The 23,058-nt window shown below is 45.5% G+C and carries 14 protein-coding genes; 3 read left to right on the top strand and 11 right to left on the bottom strand.

Going from position 1 to position 23,058, the window contains the following annotated elements:
* Window positions 1–314: 314 nt before the first annotated feature.
* Genes MKX64_RS12460 through MKX64_RS12440 form a run of 5 tightly spaced genes read right to left on the bottom strand, consistent with a single transcriptional unit; the run spans window position 315 to window position 7,294 of the window.
* Complete coding sequence (locus MKX64_RS12460; RefSeq protein WP_341036001.1) at window positions 315–1,466, bottom strand: acyltransferase family protein; 1,152 nt, start codon at window positions 1,464–1,466, stop codon at window positions 315–317.
* Between the two features lie 24 nt (window positions 1,467–1,490).
* On the bottom strand, window positions 1,491–3,818 hold the full coding sequence (locus tag MKX64_RS12455) for a glycosyltransferase (protein WP_341036000.1): 2,328 nt from the start codon (window positions 3,816–3,818) through the stop codon (window positions 1,491–1,493).
* 6 nt (window positions 3,819–3,824) lie between these two features.
* Window positions 3,825–5,312 (bottom strand): class I SAM-dependent methyltransferase, encoded by a 1,488-nt coding sequence (locus MKX64_RS12450; RefSeq protein ID WP_341035999.1) that lies wholly within the window; start codon window positions 5,310–5,312, stop codon window positions 3,825–3,827.
* Window positions 5,296–6,519, bottom strand: a complete 1,224-nt coding sequence (locus tag MKX64_RS12445; protein ID WP_341035998.1) for an ABC transporter ATP-binding protein — start codon at window positions 6,517–6,519, stop codon at window positions 5,296–5,298. The genes MKX64_RS12450 and MKX64_RS12445 overlap by 17 nt, the downstream gene beginning before the upstream one ends.
* A complete protein-coding gene (locus MKX64_RS12440; protein WP_341035996.1) occupies window positions 6,509–7,294 on the bottom strand; it encodes an ABC transporter permease in 786 nt (261 codons plus the stop codon). The genes MKX64_RS12445 and MKX64_RS12440 overlap by 11 nt, the downstream gene beginning before the upstream one ends.
* Before the next feature lie 96 nt (window positions 7,295–7,390).
* On the opposite strand from MKX64_RS12440, the gene MKX64_RS12435 reads away from it, so the two are divergent.
* Both MKX64_RS12435 and MKX64_RS12430 read left to right on the top strand, forming a co-directional pair.
* Window positions 7,391–9,853, top strand: coding sequence for an O-antigen ligase family protein (locus MKX64_RS12435; protein WP_341035994.1), 2,463 nt, complete (start codon window positions 7,391–7,393; stop codon window positions 9,851–9,853).
* 314 nt (window positions 9,854–10,167) lie between these two features.
* Window positions 10,168–10,644: an acyltransferase family protein gene (locus tag MKX64_RS12430; protein ID WP_341035993.1), complete on the top strand. Its 477-nt coding sequence runs from the start codon at window positions 10,168–10,170 to the stop codon at window positions 10,642–10,644.
* 150 nt (window positions 10,645–10,794) lie between these two features.
* On the opposite strand, the gene galU is transcribed toward MKX64_RS12430, so the two are convergent.
* The 3 genes from galU to MKX64_RS12415 all read right to left on the bottom strand — a co-directional run bounded on the left by galU (window position 10,795) and on the right by MKX64_RS12415 (window position 15,737).
* The gene (gene galU, locus MKX64_RS12425; RefSeq protein ID WP_095398415.1) at window positions 10,795–11,667 is read right to left on the bottom strand and encodes a UTP--glucose-1-phosphate uridylyltransferase GalU; all 873 of its coding nucleotides are present in this window, start codon (window positions 11,665–11,667) and stop codon (window positions 10,795–10,797) included.
* A 298-nt stretch (window positions 11,668–11,965) separates the two neighbouring features.
* A complete protein-coding gene (locus tag MKX64_RS12420) occupies window positions 11,966–14,479 on the bottom strand; it encodes a U32 family peptidase (protein WP_341035991.1) in 2,514 nt (837 codons plus the stop codon).
* A gap of 151 nt (window positions 14,480–14,630) precedes the next feature.
* The gene (locus MKX64_RS12415; RefSeq protein WP_155619170.1) at window positions 14,631–15,737 is read right to left on the bottom strand and encodes a DNA alkylation repair protein; all 1,107 of its coding nucleotides are present in this window, start codon (window positions 15,735–15,737) and stop codon (window positions 14,631–14,633) included.
* A 419-nt stretch (window positions 15,738–16,156) separates the two neighbouring features.
* Here MKX64_RS12415 and MKX64_RS12410 point away from each other — a divergent pair, with 419 nt between their 5' ends.
* A complete protein-coding gene (locus MKX64_RS12410) occupies window positions 16,157–17,368 on the top strand; it encodes an MFS transporter (protein ID WP_341035990.1) in 1,212 nt (403 codons plus the stop codon).
* Between the two features lie 28 nt (window positions 17,369–17,396).
* On the opposite strand, the gene MKX64_RS12405 is transcribed toward MKX64_RS12410, so the two are convergent.
* The 3 genes from MKX64_RS12405 to MKX64_RS12395 all read right to left on the bottom strand — a co-directional run bounded on the left by MKX64_RS12405 (window position 17,397) and on the right by MKX64_RS12395 (window position 22,707).
* Window positions 17,397–19,349, bottom strand: coding sequence for a translation factor GTPase family protein (locus MKX64_RS12405; protein WP_341035988.1), 1,953 nt, complete (start codon window positions 19,347–19,349; stop codon window positions 17,397–17,399).
* A 197-nt stretch (window positions 19,350–19,546) separates the two neighbouring features.
* Window positions 19,547–21,562, bottom strand: coding sequence for a copper amine oxidase N-terminal domain-containing protein (locus MKX64_RS12400; protein ID WP_341035986.1), 2,016 nt, complete (start codon window positions 21,560–21,562; stop codon window positions 19,547–19,549).
* Window positions 21,562–22,707 carry a S1C family serine protease gene (locus MKX64_RS12395; RefSeq protein WP_341035985.1) on the bottom strand — a complete coding sequence of 382 codons (1,146 nt, stop codon included), beginning with the start codon at window positions 22,705–22,707 and terminating at the stop codon, window positions 21,562–21,564. The genes MKX64_RS12400 and MKX64_RS12395 overlap by 1 nt, the downstream gene beginning before the upstream one ends.
* Window positions 22,708–23,058: the final 351 nt, after the last annotated feature.

Here is a 23,058-nt window from a genome sequence, read left to right as displayed (position 1 = left end):
ATGGTTGGTATCCATAATATTGATACTTCAGACTCTTAGCTGGAACTAAAGCATATCTCAATCTATAGTAATTCATTGTCCCATTCTCATCCGATGTGTCTAAGTACATATAAGTATAATCTCCACTAATATTCTTCATTTTATTTATGATACTTCCCAAATGATTATCGTCTCTAATTATGCTGCCTTGGCCATTTTTTTCTGTAGAAACTAAAATATTATACCTATCACGGATCAGAGACAAATCACTATCTATCGATGGTATCACCTGAAATAAAAAAACTAACAGTAAGATTAAAGTAATAGGAAAATGTCTATAAACTTGGAATCTTCTCATTTTTTTTATTATGATCCCTCCTAAACTTAAAATCTTTTAGTTTCAAAGCTCTTTTCTCAATAATATGCCAAGATAGAATGGCAGCAATAAGGGTTCCAAAGGTACTTAAAAGAAAAAACGAAAATACTGTCAGACTCTCTCCCCACTTATATGCTAATAATTGCTGGATAGGAAATGCATAAATGTACATCCCATATGAAAAATCACCATATTTTCTGAAAACAGAGAATCTAATTTTAATAGCAAGCGTTATTATGGTATAGGGCAAAGCAACAATTAATACTATATTAAACAATCCAACTTTGACCCCTACCAATAATAACATTAAACAGAAAATTACTAAACGATAATGTAGAACTACCCTGTCTCTGTATAAATATAATAAAGAACCTATTAAAAAATATGGTGTTAATCTAATGAAATTATCATATTCATTTGAACTTAATATCCAAAAAGTATCGCCTACTAAATTAAACAGTTTGTAATTGTAAAGTAAATTAAACACACTTAAAAAACTCAATATTACCGTTAATAATAAGAACAATCTTCTTATTTTTATTAATAAAAAAAAGGCTGTCAACGGTAGAAACATATACATGGCAACTTCATGTTTGAGTGTCCACATTGAACCATTGGCCGATCCTGGATACGGATTTTCCTGAAACAAATCCCTAACCGTCCAAGAATACCCGAAAATGTTGAACGTAATATTTTTAAAAATAAAATCAACAGGCCCCCCTTGATTCATCTTAAAATATTCACTTGATGGAAGGACCGTTAAAAATGGGCCTATTATAAATGAAATTAAGAATAATGATACAAAAAACGCAGGGAATATCCTCAAAAATCTATTCTTAATATACTGAGAAATTGAAGGAGTAGAAGACAAACTCTGCATAATTAGAAACCCACTTAATACAAAGAAACAATTAACGGCAAGTGAACCGGCAGATATTTGATTATTTGTGATTTTAGCAAGTAAATCTTCACTACCTCCTTGCCCTTTTAATAAAACAAATGAATGTGAATATATCACCATGACGGCAAAAACAAACCGCAATAAGTCAAACAAGTTATCTTTTGGATTATATGCTTCCTTAATAGTAGTAAGATTTGTATCTATTGGCATTATACTCCCCTTTATCCGTTCTGATTAGGAATTTGACCTACTCATAGAAGTTTTTCGAATCTTTAAGAATAGATAAATTGCACGCTTACCTAATCTAAGAATCAAACTATTTTTAGCTCTTAACTTTGCGAGCACTTTCCAACCGATTGTGGATCTCATTTTTTGCAATTCTTCCTCTAGCTTTTGCACTTGATTATGATATTCATTTTCTGAAATTAATGAATCTTCTGGAAGATAGTATTTTATAGCTCTTACAATATCCTGACTACTGAAGCTAGTTAAGTTAATGCTTGGTACATTTGCATCAAATAATTCATACAGACCATTATATTTCTGAACCATTTCATGTTTATTAACAAATTTGTAGCTAGCAATCTTTCTTTTAACTGTTAATACTTCATCTTCTTTCATGTCCAGAATCTGGTTTAATTTAATGATTATATCGTCTAAATCAATTGAATCTGATATCCAGCCACCACCTACTTCTTCTACTCTTTCTTTAAGTGCCCCCATGGGAGTCACTAATACCGGAATATTATGCAGCCAAGCCTCTGACAAAGTATATGAGAAAGTCTCTGGCCAAGGTGACAGCAAACAAATAAGATCCAGATCTATTTCTTCGAGGATATCGCTTAGTTCCTCTCTTTTGTATTCACCGTGCTTGATTACATTTTCCTTATTGATTAAATTAAGTCTCTGATCTCCGAGTCCACCAATAAGGTGCCAATTCAGATTTTTATTGGAGTATTTTGTTATTAGCCGATAAATCAAATCGCTACCTTTGTTGGGAGATAATCCACCTAAAAAGCCAATATTCCAAACTTTCTTATTACTAAAAGAGGCATTTTTCTCAGAATTATTTAGTCCTATAACACCATGAGGAATTGCATCTATACGGTCGGAAATAATTGGATACTCCGATTGGAATAGTTGTTTAGTGAACTCCGAAGGTGTAATAAATTTATCTATAAGAGGTAGCATTTTCTTGACTTCTTCTCTCCATTTATTAATGAAGGTCGTATGGAAGCCGTAAGAAGCTCGTAAACAACTAGAGCATTTTTCCTCAGATCTCATATCAATACAATAGTTATTATTTTCGTCGAGTAAATTCACTTTTGGACAAAACAGATAATAATCATGAAGAGTGAACAAAACCTTAATATTATATTTTTTGGCTATATAAGGAATGTCAAATGAGTGCTTTATTAAATGATGTATATGCACTAATGAAATATCGAAAGAACCTATGATTTTCTGTATTATCTCACTGTATTCTTTATGATGAAAATGCTTTAAAGTAAGAGGATCCGAGAAAGGGAAATTATATTTTGCAATAAACCGCCCATCCCTGTATTGTTTCATGACAACTTCATTTCCATTAGTAACAATGACATACGAATTATAATTTTCTAAACTTAAGACAATGTCCTTTACATGATATTCAGTTCCCCCAATAGGGTGATTATAGGGCTCATCGAAAAAGTTATGAAGAACAAAAAGTATATTTCCTTTAACTTCATGTGCAAATTTACTAGATTCCAATCGCAAGTAAATATTGTCATGGATAGGTTTTAAAGGGTTTTTAACAATAAAATCATGGACACTTTGTTCATAATAAGGATACCTCTGATTTAATATATCTAGGTTTTTCTTCAGAAGGTTGAGCTTCTCACCCTTAAAGGACATTGAACCTTTATGATAGATAAAAGTATGGTCATCGAGAACATTTTTATATCCATGTTCTATTACTCTACAGCAAAAATCGTTTTCTTCAGCATATCCTTTACCAAAAGTCTTGTCATCAAACAAACCGATTTCATTTATGACAGTTCTTTTAATAAACATGCAGAAGCCCACTGCAGTCGGGATTTCTGGGTATTCCTTCAACGAAATTTTTTCAATATAGGCAGCAAAAGAATCTATGGTATAACCTTCAGGTATTGTATTATCCTCCAAAAAGTTAGGCACCGAACATATACTCCCATTATTTGTGAGGGGAGTAACTGTGGCAATTGAAAAATTCGAGTATGCGACTTCTACCATTTTGTCCAACCAATTTTCGGTCACGATTGTGTCGCTGTTTAATAATATTACATCTCTATCGGAATAGGACATCCCCTTGTTTACAGTTCCTACGAAACCTATATTACTATCATTGTGAAGCACTAATATATTTTGGTTATTTAAATTGTTTAAGTATTTTCCAACATTTTCATCGGGACTACAATCATTAATTAGGATTATTCTATGATGACGGAGGTTTGTATATTTAACCAGTGATTGTACACATTCTTTAAGTTCATCTAATGCATTATAAATAGGTATGATAATGTCACAACTTATATTACTCAATTTAAATTACTCCTTCGTTTTTCTATTTCCTATATAATCGAATAATCTCCGTAGAGGTGCTGTAATTTTCCATGATAGCGAGGAAGTTATGGCATTTATCTCCTTTTTCAATTTTTCCTCTCTTTTACAAATATCTTCTAATTGATTGTTCAGTAACCCTATTTCCATTTCAAAATCATATATCTTACTTTTTAATTCATTATCTAATTGAACATTCTGCGCTCCTAGTCTTTCAATCTCTTCGTTTAATAATTTTAATTGCATGTTATTCTTGGCTTTATGTTCCTTCAACTCGACTCTATATTGGTTAGTCTGTTCTTGTTGTGTATTATATAAATCTACGTAATGATGTATATAATTGACGCACTCTTCAATAATTGTGGCTATGTTATCTTCGACCTTCATTTCAAACTCAATAACGCAACCAGATTTAGTATAGCGACTTAGATCTTGAAACAAAAGCTGAGGATCATCACCAAGTGATACGAATCTGATCACTGCGTTATTTTCCAGAATCACTGTATTTACACTTTCAGTTATTGCTTCATTCGATATTTCCTTAACAATGCTATTTGAACAGATTAATCTGATATTCTTAATTTCCCCGAGAACTATTGTATTTGCTGGGTCAAATCTCAATGAGTTCCAAGCCCCTTCAGGGATCTTAAATCTATACAACGAAAAGGATTTATCACTAATTGTAATGTTCTGAGAGTTGTTCTCCGAAAATCTCTTGTCTTTCGCCCAGTAAAATTGACAATAATCCTTGTCTAGATAATTTTGATATTGTTCAACTTGAAATCTTGTTATATTTGCTTCTGGTTCAGTACTTTTTTGTGAGACAGTTACAAATTGATATACTTCCCCATCAATTCTAGTTTTCAAAAAGTTCCGAACCGGGACAGGTAGTTTATTATAGTCTTGGTTAAACTCTGTACTATTTGGTCTTCTCATCGTTGTTAACCATTCAACAGGCTCCAAATCACAATCGCTCAAGAGTTTAAGCACACTTTCTCGAGTGAAAAAGCGTATATGGGTATTATCCAGAAGTCCAATTTGCTGATAATTAAATCTCCCCTCCATCAATTCCAAAATAATTGAATTGTGTGATATATTGGGTATGGAGGTCATTACATAACCTCCCTCCTCTAGAAATTCTGAAGCAGTCGCCAATACAAGTCCCGGATTATAGAGGTGCTCCAACACATCAGCAAACAAAATATAGTCGAACTTGAGGCCATCAATATCCTCTTTCCAACTCAATGCATTGATATCTGAGACAATCATTTTGTCTGCATAAACTTCTGCTTTAGCTGCTGCTTCAGTATCTATCTCAACACACACTATTTCGCATTGAAGTTTCTCTTTGATATATCTCGTCATATAACCTGTAGCTGGACCGAATTCTAAAACTTTAGACCTTGGCTTGATCCTACTTAGAATTAGCGAATGTGATGATTTGATTGATAAATCCACTTCAAGATTGTATTTCAACGGATTCAGCCCCCATACTCCAATCGTGCTCTAATAGGTATATCCCTTCTGCCAAGTAATCAATAGAATATATATTAAAAAAATCGAATTTCGCTCTATAATCAAGCCTAACTAAACCAGAACTTTCAAAAAAACCTACATCTATATAATAAGTACCTGGTAGCAATTTTATACTATTATAGTTACATACAAGTTTATATTCCCCTGGAGAATTGGGTAAATTAAAATTGTCAAGTTTTGTGTTTATACCACAGATATAAGTATCACGCTGGTCTGTTATAGCCACTCCTCCTACAATTCCATCAATCTCTTTTTTCAAAGTGTATTGGATTTCAACCTGCAAATTTTCATTTATTTCGAAAGATTTCTTTGCTATGCCTTCATTGTTTTTAAAAACAACTGAATTTATTTCAAGAACTTCTCTGTTTATGGTCATTTCTTTACTATTTTCGGTTCCTATCTCATCTTCTTTTTTATTCATAAAATTTTCATACTCATTGGTAACATCCAACACATTACCACGTCTGAATATTTCGCCGTCCTTCATCCAGATTACTTCGTCGCAAAAGTTTTTAATTGAGTAAGTATCATGACTAACAAAAACAATTGTCTTCCCTTGTTTTTTAAACTCCTTCATTTTGTCTATACATTTCAACTGAAATTGCATGTCACCTACAGCAAGTGCCTCATCAACAATTAAAATATCTGGATCTACATTCACAGCACAGGCAAAAGCTAATCTAACGAACATCCCCGATGAATACGTTTTTACGGGTTGATCAATAAAGGCACCAATTTCTGCAAATTTCTCTATTAAGGGCATTCTCTTTTTAATTTCATCTTCGGTTAGCCCCATAATGCTACCATTCAAAAAGACATTTTCTCTACCAGTAAACTCAGGATTAAAACCACTACCGAGTTCTAGTAACGCAGCAATTCTTCCATTAACATTCAATTCACCCTGAGTTGGTTTCACTGTTCCTGCTATAATCTGTAGTAATGTGCTTTTACCAGAGCCGTTTTTCCCTATTATCCCCAACGTACTACCTTTTGATATATCAAATGTAATGTTATTCAGCGCTTTGAACTCTTTAAAAAATGAGCGTTTATTCCGATATAACATCTGTTTAAGTCTATCTTGTGGCTTATCATAAATTTTATATAATTTAGAAATATTTCTCAAAGAAATAACATTATCATAGCACATCGGCAAACCCACTCCTTGTTTTTTTAAACCAATAGAAGCCAACCACAGAGATTAATAAACCTGATAAAGTTCCAATCAGTAACCAATGGAAGTTTGGTGATAATCCCCAAATTACGATATTTCGTATATCTTCAACAGTATAACTTACAGGATTTATATAGTATAAAAATTTAATTTCTTCAGGCACAGAATCAATTGGATAAAAGATTGGACTAAGGAACATTAATGCACTGGTCAACACATTAACAATATAACCTATGTCCCTTATATATGTACCCAATGAAGCTAAAATCCAGGCTAACCCTAATGTGAATAAAACGATCGGCATTAGAACAATTGGAGCATAAAGTATCGTGAGTTTCACTCCATCTCCTAGTACTGTGACACCTACTATTAAGATTACAAAACTAATTACCATATGCACTAATGCTGATAAAACTGTAGACACTGGTAATAAATGAAGCGGAAATATCACTTTTTTTACATAATTACTGTTGCTCACAATTAAACTTGGTGATCTGTTTATCGCTTCTGAAAAAAAATTAAAAATTGTCATTCCACTAAATATAATTAGAGCAAATTGTAAATGATTATCCTCTTGAACGTTCCACCTTGCTTCGAAAACTACACTAAATACAAATGTATACACAACTAACATCAGAATTGGTACCACAAATGTCCAAAAGAGCCCTAAGATCGAGCCTTTATAACGTGATAATATATCCCGTTTAACTAACTGCTTTAATAAATATCGACTATTAAACATCTCGGCCATTAAACATTCCTTTCAAGTCAAAATAATGCAATATAGCTCCTTCCAAATCTATATGCTAAAATATTGTCGTATCTACAAGAAAAGGAGCTAATTACGTTGTCGAAACCAGTATACGGCAAAATTGCCTCTTCGTCGAGGAATACCCAATCCCGATCGACGTTGTTTTGGATGTTAATTACAGGAATTATCCTATTTCTAGCCTGGACTCCCTTCCAAACGGCTTTGTTTAACGGATTTCAGCTAGATTTTGAGAAGCCTATTTTTTGGACTGCGATATTATCATGTTTGTTACTCTTCCTTTGGATTGCACAGTACTATAAAAGGATCCAGCTAACGGAACAGAGAGACTGGCTTGCGGTAGGTGTACTGCTATTGCCGTTAACTTACATAATTTCGATGATTAGCGCTGCTTCACAGACCCAAGCCGCTAACATGGTCATCATTAATTGTATTTATGCGATCATATTCATTATTGGATTGTATGTTCTTCGGGACGCGCTTGGGAACCGGATGATCCAAGGAGCTATCATGGCTATTGCCTATCTGATTGTCGGATTTGGTCTGCTCCACTGGTTCGGCCAGGGAGAAAGCGCAGGTGCAATTGCCAAATGGTTCTCTAACACGGTATTAAACGGCATTTATACCCATGCGGTCATGACAGACTCTAACGGTCTGCGCCTGACCTCCGTATTCCAATACGCTAACACGTATGCTGCCTTTCTGATGGCCTTCCTGTTTGCAGCCGTTTTTTTCGTTACGACATCTCGCAAATGGTACAGCCAGGCTTTTCACAGCTTCATGCTTGTTCCGATCATCGTATCGCTTCTCCTGACCCTATCACGGGGTGGGCTCGTGATGCTGCCGGTCGTATTTGTACTCCTGCTCCTGTTCTTGAAACCAGCACAGCAGCTATTATGGATACTTTACTGTGGAATGGCCGGTGTTATATCACTGCTCATATCCAAATCCGTTACGGACCTTGGGTTGCAGCTTAATGAAACCTTCAGCGGCAGCGGAGCACTGAAAGGCTGGGGAATCCTGATCGGTGCCTCGATCATCATGGGATTGCTAGGTTGGGTCATCCAGCGCTTCGTCGCTCCAAAGCTGGAATCGGTATTAAGCACCTGGTCAGAGAAGAAAGGCGCGAGTCTGTGGTTGCCGATTGGCTCTGTTGTCATTGGCGGAGTACTGATCTTCCTATTTATCGGGACGAGTCTGAAGAACATTCTGCCTCAGAATATTAGCGTTCGACTTGAGAACATCAATTTCAATCAGCACAGTGTGCTGGAACGTTTCACATTTTACAAGGATGCCATGAAGGTGCTAGCCGATTATCCGATTATTGGAGCCGGCGGGGGAGCCTGGGCCTCACTGTACGAGCAGTATCAGAACAACCCGTATACAAGCCGTCAGGCCCATAACTTCTTCCTGCAATACTTGATCGAGGTTGGTGTCCTGGGCTTCCTGGTATTTATGGCGTTTATCATTTTTATTTTCTATAAATACATTCGTGGATACGTACAGAAGGATACTGACGGAAAGAACAGTCATTTTCTGTATCTGATTATCGTCTTGTCGATTTTGCTGCATAGTATTCTGGACTTTAACCTGAGTTACGTATTTATGGGGATCCTTGTCTTCCTGGGGCTCGCTGGTATGGCTGCAGCCATGGACAGCAGACCGGTGAAGAAATGGACGTTACCTGAATCAGCCGCTAGAGGCGCATTTAGCGCAGTTGTCGGCATCGGTGCGATCATTGTTCTGATCACGTCCATCCGCTACGTACAAGCAGCAGATGCCGCTATGGATGCACGCCGTTTAGCTCAGACAAGTAATTCGTCGTTTGAGGAGATCAAAGCTCCGCTGGACAAAGATCTGAGCATTCGCTCCAGCCATCCGGATTCGGTTCTTCTGCTAAGCTCGCTGTATTATACGGGGTATCGACAGACGCAAGAGGAGGGCTTCTACAATCTGGCCGTTGACCTTCTGAATCGTGCGCTAGAAGACGAGCCCTACAATAAATTCATGCTTTTACGTCTGATTGAAGGGTATGAACTGAAACAGCAGCCGGAACTGGCTTACGAGGTACTCATTAACAACGCGTATAAGTTCAAGTGGGATATCGAATGGTACGAGAAAATCATCCATCAAGGATATGATCTGGGAAGCAAAGCCTTGGGCACTGGGGACATTGCAACGAAAGACCAGTATTTCAAACAGGCTACCGATGCATTCGCCGAGGTTCAAGCCGGTATTCGTTACCTGGAAACATTGCCTGAAGGTCAGCTTCAAGGCCGTCGATTCGAAAACACACCTGATATGATCTTAAACGCAGGTAAAATGTATTATATGATGAATCAGCCGCAGGAGGCTGCGGATGCCCTCAAGCTGGGAATCCAGGAGGACTTATCACAGACGATCCCGCAGGAAATTGCTCGCTGGTACCTCGCTTCATTGCAAAAGCTTGGCACTGACGATGAGGCACTCATGGAGCGCCTGCTCCAGGTTGATCCAAATGCCGAGCAAAGTGTTAAACAGCTAGCAGAACTTCAATTCTAATGAATACGGGAGTGCTTGTCAGGGCGATTGTCCTGATGAGCATTCCCGTTTTGTTATTTTATGCAGATACACGGACAATCCATGTTATATCACCCTGTTCATTGGTTAATGACTTATATCCTTTTTTATTGAGCAAAAATGGACTTTGTAAAGTTCACACCCGTAATGTAGAGCCCCGCCCCGCACTCATTGAAGCGACCCTGGCCCTCCCCACACTCAAAGCCTTCTTCCTGAATTCACCATAGCTGCTTCGCCTATAAGTCTTTTATCCTTATACATAACATCTGTGGTAGGCAACCAAAGGAGCGTCACCTATGCAAGAAAGACTTCAAGAGAGAGACGTCTATTTCGATAACCTTAAATTCATACTGATCCTGCTGGTCGTTGTCGGGCATTTTATGGAGCCCTTTAACGGCGAACGAACCACCCAAGCGGTCTATCAATTTATTTACTCTTTTCATATGCCACTGTTTATTTTTGCTGCCGGTTACTTCTCCAAGAGCATTCGCTATCCGAAGTATTACGTTAATCTGGTATCGATTTACCATTGTCATGGGGCTGGCTGTGCTCACCATCATTCCGGGTTCGAAGCTTCCCTTTACCCATCTGGGAGAGCATACGATGTATGTATTTTTGCTGCATGGCTTCCTGGTGAAGGGCATGCTGCATTATGGCTGGCTGGAGCCCTTCGATTCTGCCTTTGGCAGAGTTATGTTAGTCGTGGTGGGCATAGCTGTCACTTGCATGCTTTCCTCCGTGTGGGTCAGACGCAGCTTCGGCTGGATCGTTGAGCCCAATGTCCAATTTTATTCAAGAAAAGGATTCGGCGCAAGGCAAAGGAAGTTCAAAAAAAAGAGGAGTTTTAGCTCCTCTTTCTTTAATTTCGCTCTCTAAACCTCATCTTCTCAACAAACAGAAAACAGAGTTAGCGATGAACCTTATTAATTTAATTTTGACAAGGTAGTTTTTAAATATGTAATTAAATCTTCGCGTAAATCCTCATGCTGCAAAGCGTAGTGTATACTCGTTTCGATAAATCCAAGCTTTTCACCAACATCATGGCGAATCCCTTCAAATTGATACGCGAGGATTGCACTGTTGCGTGATAGTTCAGATAGTGCATCTGTCAGTTGAATTTCTCCGTTTTTCCCGGGTTGTTGAGCTTCCAGTATATTAAAGACCATAGATGGCAAAATATATCGCCCCATAATAGCCAGATTCGAAGGTGCTTCCTCACGAGATGGTTTTTCTACAAGCCTGGAAGTTTCGTATATTCGCTCTGCAATTTCTCTTCCATCGACGATTCCATACCTGTCCACCTGATCCTTAGCTACAGGCTGCACGCCTACAATTGCAGCTTGATACTTGTCATATACATCCATCATCTGCTTCAGGCATGGCGTCTCCGATTCGACGATATCGTCGCCCAGCAGAACCGCAAACGGCTCGTCGCCAATAAACTTACGGGCACACCAGATCGCATGACCAAGACCCTTCGGCTCTTTCTGACGGATATAGTGAATGTCGGCCATCTCCGAAGGTTTCCGCACCTCCTCAAGCAGCCCCCATTTTCCCTTTTCCGCCAAGTTATGCTCCAGCTCAAACGAGGAGTCGAAGTGATCCTCAATCGCTCTTTTTCCCTTTCCCGTGACAATGATAATATCCTCAATACCAGAAGCTACGGCTTCTTCAATAATATACTGAATCGTCGGCTTATCCACAATGGGTAGCATTTCCTTGGGCATCGCTTTGGTTGCAGGCAGAAACCGTGTTCCTAGTCCTGCTGCTGGAATAATGGCCTTGCGTATTTTCATGAAAGCTTCTCCTTTTCAACACCAAACATAGTAATAAACAAGATTAGTGCCATTATATCGAAAATAGGCCGTGTTTGTCATAAAATCATGAAAATTAGCAAATAAACAGCAGCCCTTCAACAGCCGCAACCCAGTCCCTCCCATATAAAAAAGGCAAGGCACACCAGCTATGCGCCAGGTCTGCCTTGCCTCTGCTTTCCTCTTATATCCCTATCATCTACCGCCAGACCACAAGTCTGCTCGCGGACAAACCCACTCGTGTTGATCGCAGGGGCAGGCCCCGCGATCAACCAGCGCGTTACTTCACCAGCTGACCGCGCGTTACGCCAAGCTGGTTCGTGGCCTTCAGCTTCTTCCATACCTGGGTGCCGCTGATTTCCCCGCGCAGGGCACGGTTGTAGAGGTCAATCACCTCGTGAACCTTCTCCGGCGTCTCTTCCAGGAACTCTACACGGTAGCGGGACACGCCCAGCTCCATGAAGTTGGCCAAATACTCGGCACCGGACTGCTCGATCGCGTTGTATACCGTGTTGCGGCAGCCCTCGTCCACGCGGACCGGATGGGACATGCCGATGCGGTCCTGGAGGGAAGCGCGATGCTCCTCGCACGGACGGCCGCAGTTCGTGTAATCCGTACCTTCACTTAAGAAGGTGCAGTACACGCAGTGCTCGGTATGGAACATCGGCAGATGCTGGTGGATAACAATCTCCAGCTTAGCCGTGTCCGCCTTGCACAGAAGATCCACCATCTGTTGGATGTTCAGATCATACGAAGGCGTGACGATGTCGCAGCCGACTTCGGTGAACAGGTCAACCGCTTTGTGGTTGGCAATGTTCAGGGAGAAGTCGCCGATCAGCCGGGGATTCGCAGCCCCCGGGTTCTCCATCCGGTGGCGCAGGTAATAATACAGCGCACCGGTGTTGCGCACCAGCACGGCATCCGGCTGGAGGCGCAGGATGTTGTTGTGGTAGCCGTTCTCGCCCGGCATATGGATGCGCGGCGTCGCCAGCGCAATCTGCTTGCCGGCTGCACGCACGGCTTCCACCGCTGCCGGGAACTGCTTGATAAACTCGAAGTCGGCGTATATCATCTCCACGCCGGCTTCGAGCGCAGCCTGCACCTGCGGCAGGCTGCGGCACAGCGCGGTCAGCTTCGCCTCACCGCGCGCCACCGGCGATGCCGGCACAGCCGCATCGCCGTACACCTCCACCACCCGTTTCACATACACGGGCGGCTTCGGCCGCTCGCCAGCGAGCAGCTCCACCGCACGGCGGCGGATGCTGTTCAGCTCGCGAATCGGCACAATGACGTCGCCATACAGCTCGACGTCAAGCTGCTCCAGCTGGAACACCGTTCCGCCCAGGCGGCCAAGCTGCTCCTCCAGGAGCTCCTGGTTCAGCGGCCGCTTCTGGGCGATGTCCAGTTCCAGCTCCGAATCCACCTGGACCGTCGTGCCCTTCTGCACATCGGTCCACCACGTCGACAGCGGCTGCCCTGGGCGGCCGCTGACCCGCACATGTACCGGGAACACCCGGTACGGCTTGTCGGTCTCGAAGGTTTGACGCAGACGCTTGTCGAGCGCCGGATCACTGGTCTTCCAGATCCGGTCGCCTACATGCACCTTGCGCAGATCGACGTCGCTGCGGCCAGGGACGATATCGATGATCCAGCCCTCCTGGGCCTCGCCCTCGATCTTCACACCCTTGCGGCGCACGTCATAGACCCGTCCGCCCTCTTCCTGCTTCGTCGGGTCTCCTGCGTCGAACACAATCCCGTCACCACGCTTCAGCGGCGCTTCCAGGCGGCATACAACGCCATCGCGCAGGATCTGCTCCACCCGGCCCAGATACACGCCGCGGCTCTTCGGGAACGTCCCTTCAACCAGCTGCTTGTTGTTGGTCCCTTCCAGGAACCCGTGTGTAAAGCCGCGCGAGAAGCTCTGCTGCAGCTCGCGCACTTCCTCCTTGCTCGGTCTTGCATCCTCCCCGTCAAAATACCGGTCAATCGCCTTCCGGTATTTGCTCACAACGTTCGCTACGTACTCAGGGCTTTTCAGACGCCCTTCGATCTTGAAAGAGGTCACACCCGCTTCGATTAGCTCTGGCATCAGGTCAATGGCCGCCAGGTCCTTCGGCGAGAGCAGATAAGCGACATCGCCCATCGGCTTCGGCTCGCCGTCCACAATCAGGTCATACGGCAGACGGCAAGCCTGCGCGCATTCTCCGCGATTTGCGGAGCGGCCGCCCCACATCTCCGAGGTCAGACACTGGCCCGAATAAGAGACGCACAGCGCACCATGGACGAATACCTCCATCGGCAGCTTGGCCTGCTCCCCGATCTTCTGAATCTGCTTCAGATTGTTCTCGCGACCCAGCACCACCCGCTCCATGTTGAACGGCTTCGTAAACTCCACCGCCTCCGGGGAAGTGATCGTCATCTGGGTAGAACCGTGAATCGGAAAATCCGGCGAAATTTCGCGGATCAGCTTCACCAGGCCGAGATCCTGCACGATCACGGCGTCCACGCCTGCATCAACACAGGCATCGATCAGCTCTTTGGCCTCTATCAACTCATTTTCGAATACGAGGATATTGAAGGTCAGGAAGCCCTTCACCCCGTAGCTGTGCAGGAAAGCCATAATCTCCGGCAGCTCGTCCATCCGGAAATTGTTCGCCCGCGCACGTGCATTAAACTTCTCCACACCGAAAAAGATCGCATCCGCACCATTGGCCACCGCCGCGCGCATGCAGTCCCAATCGCCCGCTGGCGCCAGCAGCTCCACATCTTCTCTTCGTAACGCTTTTGTATCCATCTATATCCTCCCGCCGGTAACATCACCGGTACACTCTAGTTTCTATCTAGTCTTGTAACAATTCCTATTCTATAAACGTCTTTTCAACTTATCTAGTGTACCAGAACTGCTGCCTGACGTCAGCTGTCTGCGGGGACTTTTCCATTCCCAATTATTTTATAGATTCCGCACCCTCCAGCACAAAATCAGCCGAAGCCAATCGTTTGCCATTCACGACAATATGAAGCCGATGCGCCCCTGCATAAAAACGGCGCGTGGAGATGATTTTGAAAGACTGCCTCTTCTCCACCGCCCAGCTTCCCGCCTCATACACTTTATCCGAGCATTTGTAGCGCTTGGGCGCATGCTTGCCGCTTTGCTTCATATAATCGATCTCATAGTCAATCCGAAGCTGGCGCGGCTCCCCGGTCTCATTCACAACGCGAAATGAAAACTCCAGCTCCTCCCCCACGGCAATAACGGTCCGCTTCAGCCGAAGATCGGTAATCTCCAGCCCCGGGAGCTCGTCCAGCTCCTCATAGCCAAAGATAGACAGCGCCCGCACATCCCCGCGCCGAAGCAATGTCCGCAGCGCATGCCGCACGATCCAGTCCGTTAACGGATGATGGCCGTACCACTCTGCCGCAATATCCAGCACGAGTTCCGGATGATCCTTGGAAATATCGTTCAGGTGGTTGGCCACACTTTTTCTCACATAAAGGGACGGGTCCTCCTTTAACTGTGCCAGAATCGGCAGCACCGGCTTCGGATCCGCTATCAAAGCAGGCAGCTGAGGCGCCCAGGGAAGCCGCGGCCTGCTGCCTTCACTGGCCAGCCTGCGCAAATGCTCATTGTCCGACAGCGCCCACGCCTTCATCTGTATGAGCATCCGCTCTTGATCCCGCATAATAAACGGCCGCACCGCAAATTCCGCCGTACAATAGACCGTGAACACCTCAAGTGCCTGCATCGAGGCTTCAAAGTCCTCAAGTCCGTTCAGTTCCACATAATCCGCGAAAAACAAATATTCCACCCCGCGAAAATGAGGGGCCACCTGCTTCAATATGTCCAGCGCCTCTCGGTAAGCAGAAGGTAGCGTGTCCGTCAGGGCCTGCGCAATATGCCTGATTCGCTGCTTGAACTCCTCCTGCTCCCAGGCCTCGTCCTGGATTAACTGCATAAATTGATTCGAATCAAAGGCCGGGTAAGCCTGCTTCAATTGTTCTGCCACATCGCTCAGCAAAGCCGACGAATACAACCCTTTTAACGTCTCTCTCATCTTCAACGCTCCTAACTTCTTTCCCATGCCTTCCCAGAACATGAAATGTGGTGTACCATGAACTTACGCCTTTCATTTTGGAAACGGCAGCTTTCGCTGCTTTCAGTTTACCAAATTGGAGAGGTGTTTGCTTTTGTACAGCGTTTACTTAAGAAACGCACATGTTACTCATTCCATTCTGAAATTATAAAATCTCGTCTTTAAGCACGTGAAGCATTCATTGTATTAAATTTCACCTTATATATGCCGTACTGTTTGCGATTCAAAGGTATAAATGCTATTCCGCATGGCATGCTCCTATGGAATCAGGGTAATAAATAGGTGGAATTCCGCTAGGGTTGTTATTTTTCATCATATAACTTTGCAATGTAAAGGGGGCCGGAGCGATATCAGCATAAACATCAGGAGATGAAGAAATTATGGAAAGTTGGAAGAAAAATCTGTGGGTCCTCTGGTTTGGCTCCTTTATCGTAGCGTCAAGCTTCTCGATGGTCATCCCCTTTCTCCCGCTCTTTCTCATTGAGCTTGGGGTGACCAAGAATACCGAAATGTGGTCCGGCTTGCTGTTTAGCGCCGCTTTTTTTGCCGGGGCACTGTCCTCGCCGTTCTGGGGAGCCGTCGGTGACAAATACGGACGCAAGCCGATGATCATCCGCGCGGGGCTCGTATTGTTTGTCATCTATGTGCTTATGGCATTTGTGACGAACGAGTATCAGGTGCTCGTGCTGCGGCTGCTGCAAGGTCTGCTCTCCGGCTTCATTCCTGGCGCCATCGCCATTGTCGGGACGAACACTCCCGAGCACAAGGTCGGGTATGCCTTGTCCATGATGTCCACCGCAACTGCAACGGGCAGCATTCTTGGGCCGCTGATCGGAGGCACGCTCGCTTCCCTGTTCAGTAACCGGATGGCTTTCGGGCTCGCTGGCGGCCTGTGCTTCATTGCAACCGTGCTGGTCATATTATGGGTGAAGGAAGAGAAGTTTGTCCCGAGCAAGGAAAGGGTATCCGTCATCAACACGTTCCGTATAGCCGGGCATAACAAAACCTTGATGCTCGTGCTGATGCTGACCCTGCTGACCCAGTTTTCCGTCATGACCATCGAGCCGGTCCTGCCTCTGTATGTCGCCGATATCAGCGGATCCAGCAAGCATACCTCAATGATCGCCGGCTTTGTTTTCTCCATCGTCGGGATCGCCAGCATTCTGTTTGCCGCACGCTGGGGCAAGCTTGCCGACAAAATCGGATTTCATCGGGTGCTTCTGATCGGCCTGCTCGCCGGCGGCATTGGCTCCCTGGCACAGATGCTATTCAGCAATATTTGGGCGTTCTCGGCCATTCGCTTCGTTTATGGCATCTTCTTCTGTGCGGTATTCCCTGCACTGAACGGATTGGTTGTTCGGCATACCCCGAGCGATTTCCGCGGCCGGGCATTCAGTCTGAACCAGACCGCCACACAGATCGGCGGCATGGCAGGCCCGCTCGCAGGCGGTGCGATCAGTGGATTCCTGAATATTCACTCCGTATTTCTGATAACCGGTATCCTCATGCTGATCACCACGGGCCTCACCTATTGGTCACTGCGTGGCACTGACACGCATGCCGAGAACTCAGGAAGGTCGGCAGCAGGATAAGCTCCAGCTTTATCGGCATTTCCATGCTTCAGATATGCATATGCGCATCCGCTTCATCCCACGGTACACTATAGCCGTGGCCTTTCGCACAAAAGATCGACGAGGAGCTGTACTCCGGATCAGCATCCTTGTTGTATCCCTTTCGGGCAATGACCTCCTCTTCATTATGGCAGCGATCATATCCGCCAAACTGAAGGGAGATCATGCCTTTCCCGTGCGTGAAGGCCGCTAGCTCCACACTGTAATTCATCATGGTCGCGACTGGCGCAGATCCGATAACCACCACCTGATCTCCAAGCGTCTGCGGCGGCTCAAAGCTGGCTTTGGCCCGCGTCAGATCCGACATTAATCTCCCGACAAACGCGGTATCCACTTTGATTTTAAACTGATAATAAGGCTCCAGCAGAATATTGTTCGTTTTCTCAAGCCCTTGCCGCAGCGCACGATACGTAGCCTCCCGGAAATCTCCGCCATGGGTATGCTTGTTGTGAGCACGACCTTTCAGCAATGTGACCTGGATATCCGTCAATGGCGATCCGGTCAACAGGCCACGATGATCCCGCTCCCCGATATGCTGCTCTACCAGATGCTGATAATTGACCGGCAGCACGTCCGGATGGCACGCATTACGGAACACGATGCCGCTGCCTCTTGGCCCGGGCTCCAGCTTCAGATGCACCTCGGCATAATGCTTCAGCGGCTCAAAATGCCCGCATCCGACCGTTTCCTCCGCTATTGTCTCCGTGTACAAAATCTCCGGCGGACCAAATGCAACCTGATATCCGAACCTCTCCAGCACAATTCGCTGAAGCACCTCCAGCTGAATGACACCCATCACATGAATATGAATCTCCTGCACCTGCTCTTCCCATTGCACAGATAGTGAAGGGTCTTCTGCATCCAGCAGCCGGAAGCAGCGAAGCATATCCTTGGGATGAATATCGCTGTCAAACTCCACCTTACTCTTCAAGGCCGGTACCAGCTCGTACACGGTTTTGCCGGACAGCGCCCCGACACCATCACCTGCGCCCGCAGCCGTAATTCCGGTGACTGCAAACAGTTCACCCGCCTTAACCTTGTCCACGCTCGACAAGCGGCTGCCGTTGACCCATCGGATACCGGTCACTTTCTCAGTCACCACCTCTGAACCGGTATGATACTGCAGCTCATCCCGAATCTGCAGCGAACCGCTGACCGCCTTCATGTACGTAAGCCTTGTGCCTGCATCATGACGGATCTTATATACCCTGGCGGCAAACTCCCCTTCACTGCGGTAGTTCGTCTCCGTTAGCACGTCCAGCTGCTTCATAAAATGGGACACCCCGATATTTTGCAGTGCCGAGCCGCTAAAGCAAGGGTAGATCCGGCCTTCGCGGACCAGCGTCCGCATCGCCTCTGTCCAGGTTTCGGCCTCATAGCCCTGCTCCATATAAAAGTCCAACAGGGTTTCATCCCTCTCGGCAATGGCCTCGATTAACGCTGGACGAAGCACCCCCGAAGTGAAATCATCCCCTTCTTCTATCAGACAAGCGTCTGCCGACAGCTCTCTTCGAATCTCTTCAAGCACCCGTCGAACGTCGGCACCGACCCGATCAACTTTATTAATAAATACGAACACAGGGATACCATATCTTCGAAGCAGCTGCCACACCGTTCCCGTATGTCCCTCAACACCCTCCACTGCACTAATCACGACAACAGCGGCATCCATCACCTGGATCACCCGCTCCATTTCGGGTGAAAAATCGACGTGACCCGGCGTATCCATTAAATAATAGGTGCTGCCGTTATACGTCATCACCGCCTGGTCCGCAAACACGGTAATGCCTCGCTCTTTCTCGATCCCATGATTGTCCATAAAGGCACTCTGATGATCCACCCGCCCAGGCTGAGCAATTGTGCCGGTCATATATAACAGCTGTTCAGCCAGTGTTGTTTTGCCCGCATCCACATGGGCGAACATGCCTATCGTCTTATTCATAAGCTCCCCCGTTATCCATCTACTGGAGTTTATTGTAGCATAGGCGGACGCGTATCCCCTACAACAAAAACAGCCGCCCATGGCACACGATTTCGTGGACCATAAGCAGCTGCCAACAGCTTTATTCACAATCATATGCGGATATACAAACATGACATCCTGATACTTCGAAAGCCACAACGACTTACTACACCCATTTACTTCGTCAATCCAAACGACGCTAACGTCCGCTCGATCACATCGGTCTGCTCCTTGGTTGCATTCGCATCGTTCAGCTCCGCAACAATCATATACGTGATGCCGTTGTTCTCGAATACGATCTCGCGCGTCGTGAATCCGACCCCATCCTTCTCCTGATGTGTCGTAAAGGATACCGCTGATGCACCAGCAAAAGTGATATTCTCCACACTCAGCAGCTTGAGCTTGCTGTTAGACGCGTTAGCTTCGGTGTAATAACGCTTCATCTCTTGGATGATCCGGTCGGCCGGACTATTCCACCGCGCCATAATTTCAAAGTTTCCTCCCATGAAGGAATATTGAATATCCGATTGCTCAAACCGGTCACTGATCGGCGTCCAGTACAATGGAATATCTATATGATAACGGTATGCAGATGAGCTTTTCGTACTCATTTTTGTTTTGTCGACAAGCGTATTGTCTTCTCCGAGATCCCCGAACTGATCCGGTACCCGGTCATAATCGATGTCGATGGAATCCAGCATCTTCTCCCACAACCCAGCACCATCTTCTATCCGCTCCGGATAGGCATATTCAATATGATACCGATAACCGTTGTGTTCAATCAGGATTTGATATGTGTAAATCCAGCCGTTGCCTGAGTTATATTGCAGTTCCAGGAGCTGGCCTTCCACGCCTGAAATTTCGATTGGCGATTGCCCGGTCATTTTGTAAGCATCCTCTACAAACGACTCCGCATACCATTTCTTGATCTCATCGACCCATGAAGTTATACCGGATCTCGCCCCCTTCGGAACAGAGGTAACGGTGACGGCCAGTATTCCTTCCTTCTGTTTGAAATACATCATTTCCTCATCGTTCATGTTCCAATCAGCCGGCACACTCAGGTAGACACCATACTCATCATTGCCTACATCCATAAGCCCGTCCACAACCGAGGACAAATCCTTCACATGAGGATCCACTGCCGGAAAGGAAGGCCTGAAGGAGTTCAGAAAAGCAGCATGGCTGTTCATGTCAGTGTAGTGCTCTGCATTCGCATCGGAAAAATAGAGCATGTACACCCGATCATTCGCGTAATATGCCCGAGTCTCCCACAGCAATCCGTCCATATCCCTGGTGACGGCTCTGGCATACGCCACAGATGCACTGGAGACGGCCTCCCGGTGCAGAATCGTTTCCCTCGATTCCTTCACATCGCTAATGACTATCTCCAGCAGATCCTCAACGTTTAAAGGCACTGTCTGATCAAGGGCATGGAGCTCCAAATAATAGCGTCCCGTCGGATCTGTAAAATAGGACGCGCTTTCGTCTGAAGCCCCCTGAATGATCATCATCCAGGATGGATAATTGATGCTCCAAGTATAATAACTGTTCCCTATGCGCGATGAACCCGGGCCTTCCATGCCGGATGGATCCGGTTGTTCTTTAACCACCACATTGAGGCTAACCGTATAGGCGCCGGAACCGCTGGCGCTTAATTTCGCTCCCATTCCCGAGGCCACTTGACGCAGAGGCACCATCAGCGTATCGGAAATCATGGTTGGAGCAACGGGAAGTTCAACTTTCTGTCCGTCAATCCAGGCCGTCTTGCTGTCCATGACCAGCACAATATTGTGCGGCCCTTGCAGTATCCGAATCCGATTGTTTCCTTCCAGCCGAATCTCACTGCCGAAAGCCTGCTTGAACACACCGAGCGGCACCATCACAGCGCCTTGATGTATCACTGGCTTAGCAATCCCAAGGCTCTCACCATTCACCGTCGCTTTGGAGCTGCCTGTCTGGATGGCCAACAACCGCTGTTCCCGCTTCGTTTGCTGCTCCTGCTTCGTCTGCTCCTGCTTCGTCTGCTCCTGCTTCGTCTGCTCCTGCTGTTCATATTGCTCATCAGTTACACTGTCTCCCCAAGCCGCTGTCATCATCAACGGTGTCATCAGGCACAGCGCCAGCAATGCCACCCCTGCCTTTTTCATCCACTGCCGCCGATGGCTATTCTCTCTCTCCCACATCAACATTATTGGTCGGCCTCCTCTTCATCGGCAAGGATTCCGTCATAGGCGTCCCAGCCCAAAGTCAGCCGGCGATTCACGATGTCTCCATCACTCTGCATAAGCAGGTTAATCTTCTGTCCCGGCAAAAAAGACTTTAAAATTTCATTGATATCCACAACCGAGTAGACGCGCTTGCCATCAATGGCATACAGCACATCCCCCTCTCGAATTCCGGCTTTCCATGCGGCATCACTTAAGACCTGCGTAACCATCAACGGATCATCGCTTGGCAGGCCAACGATCGCCGACCAGCTCTCCTCCAGCTCCAGACCAAGCGTTGGTCTTGGCACTTCGCCGTATTCGAGCAAATATTCGGCAACATAACGTACCGTTTCCACAGGAATCGAGAAGCCCATATTTTCGACCCCGATGGCCGCAAATTTCATCGAGTTAATCCCGATGACTTCTCCTTTCATATTCACCAGCGGCCCCCCGCTATTGCCAGGGTTGATCGCCGTATCCGTCTGGATCAGACGATAGGAGCCGTCTACACTCCGGTTCAATCCGCTTACAACCCCAACGGTTGCAGAGTTACGGAGTGAGAAGGAAATCGGCGTTCCAATGGCCACCACCCGCTCCCCTACTTGAGAAGTCTGGGCAGTCTTGGCGAATTTAGCTGGCTTCAAAGCCTTTGCATTAATTTTAATCAGAGCAATGTCGCTCTTGGCATCGCTATAAACCTCACGGACCCGGTAAGACTTCCCGTCCGATGTGACCACAGTAAGCTCGGTTAATCCATCCACCACATGTGCATTCGTGACGATCCATCCGTCCGCTGTCCAGATGACGCCTGTGCCATGTGCCAGATTATAGCGATCCTCCTGGTACGAAACTCCTTGCGCAGTTTTTCCGATAATGCCGACTACCGAGGGAGATGCATTCTGAATGATCCTCGGTACTTGATCCTCATATGTACTCTTCACACCTGAAACTGACCCTGCTGCTGCCACCGACACTGCCGCTGAGGCGGTCACTGGAATTGATCCTGAAACTGATCCTGGAACTGCCGCTGTCGCTTCGACTTTGCCAATTCCCCAATCGGCAGCGCTACCGAGCACCAGAGCTGCACCGAGCAGCAGCGTGGACTTTCTGACTAAGTTTTTGTTCATGGATTCACCCTGTCCCTCTCCCGTTTTCCCTACCAAACGTTCTCCTTATTAATGTAGCATAGTTTTCCATATTCCTCCATTCTATTATCCAGCACGTGTAAAGTATAGTCTGTCCCGGATCCCTTGCATCGTTATCCCTTTTAATCAGGCAGCATAGAAATGATTAAAAAGACTGGGAATTGTCGGTCTCTAGAATAGGTAGCTTAGGAGGAAGCTTTAAGGAACAGCTTAGAGGTTAGAAGGATAACTTAAAAGAATAATTTTAAAAAATAACCTAAAAGAATAACTTTACAGATTAGCTTGATAGATAAGCTAGAAAGTACATTTTAGATGAACAACATAGAAGAATAG

Origin of the sequence: Paenibacillus sp. FSL M8-0334 (genome assembly GCF_038000405.1) — a bacterium.
GTDB lineage: Bacteria > Bacillota > Bacilli > Paenibacillales > Paenibacillaceae > Paenibacillus_AQ > Paenibacillus_AQ campinasensis.
The sequence above is the reverse complement of the archived record's forward strand: the minus strand, read 5'-3'. Positions and strand labels throughout refer to the sequence as shown.

Excerpts from the sequence above, each read along its gene's own strand:
- MKX64_RS12430 (WP_341035993.1), top strand. The coding sequence starts at position 10,168 with ATGCAAGAAAGACTTCAAGAGAGAGACGTCTATTTCGATAACCTTAAA.
- MKX64_RS12400 (WP_341035986.1), bottom strand. The coding sequence starts at position 21,562 with ATGTTGATGTGGGAGAGAGAGAATAGCCATCGGCGGCAGTGGATGAAA.
- MKX64_RS12460 (WP_341036001.1), bottom strand. The coding sequence starts at position 1,466 with ATGCCAATAGATACAAATCTTACTACTATTAAGGAAGCATATAATCCA.
- MKX64_RS12440 (WP_341035996.1), bottom strand. The coding sequence starts at position 7,294 with ATGGCCGAGATGTTTAATAGTCGATATTTATTAAAGCAGTTAGTTAAA.
- MKX64_RS12405 (WP_341035988.1), bottom strand. The coding sequence starts at position 19,349 with ATGAATAAGACGATAGGCATGTTCGCCCATGTGGATGCGGGCAAAACA.
- MKX64_RS12410 (WP_341035990.1), top strand. The coding sequence starts at position 16,157 with ATGGAAAGTTGGAAGAAAAATCTGTGGGTCCTCTGGTTTGGCTCCTTT.
- MKX64_RS12395 (WP_341035985.1), bottom strand. The coding sequence starts at position 22,707 with ATGAACAAAAACTTAGTCAGAAAGTCCACGCTGCTGCTCGGTGCAGCT.
- galU (WP_095398415.1), bottom strand. The coding sequence starts at position 11,667 with ATGAAAATACGCAAGGCCATTATTCCAGCAGCAGGACTAGGAACACGG.
- MKX64_RS12415 (WP_155619170.1), bottom strand. The coding sequence starts at position 15,737 with ATGAGAGAGACGTTAAAAGGGTTGTATTCGTCGGCTTTGCTGAGCGAT.
- MKX64_RS12420 (WP_341035991.1), bottom strand. The coding sequence starts at position 14,479 with ATGGATACAAAAGCGTTACGAAGAGAAGATGTGGAGCTGCTGGCGCCA.
- MKX64_RS12445 (WP_341035998.1), bottom strand. The coding sequence starts at position 6,519 with ATGTGCTATGATAATGTTATTTCTTTGAGAAATATTTCTAAATTATAT.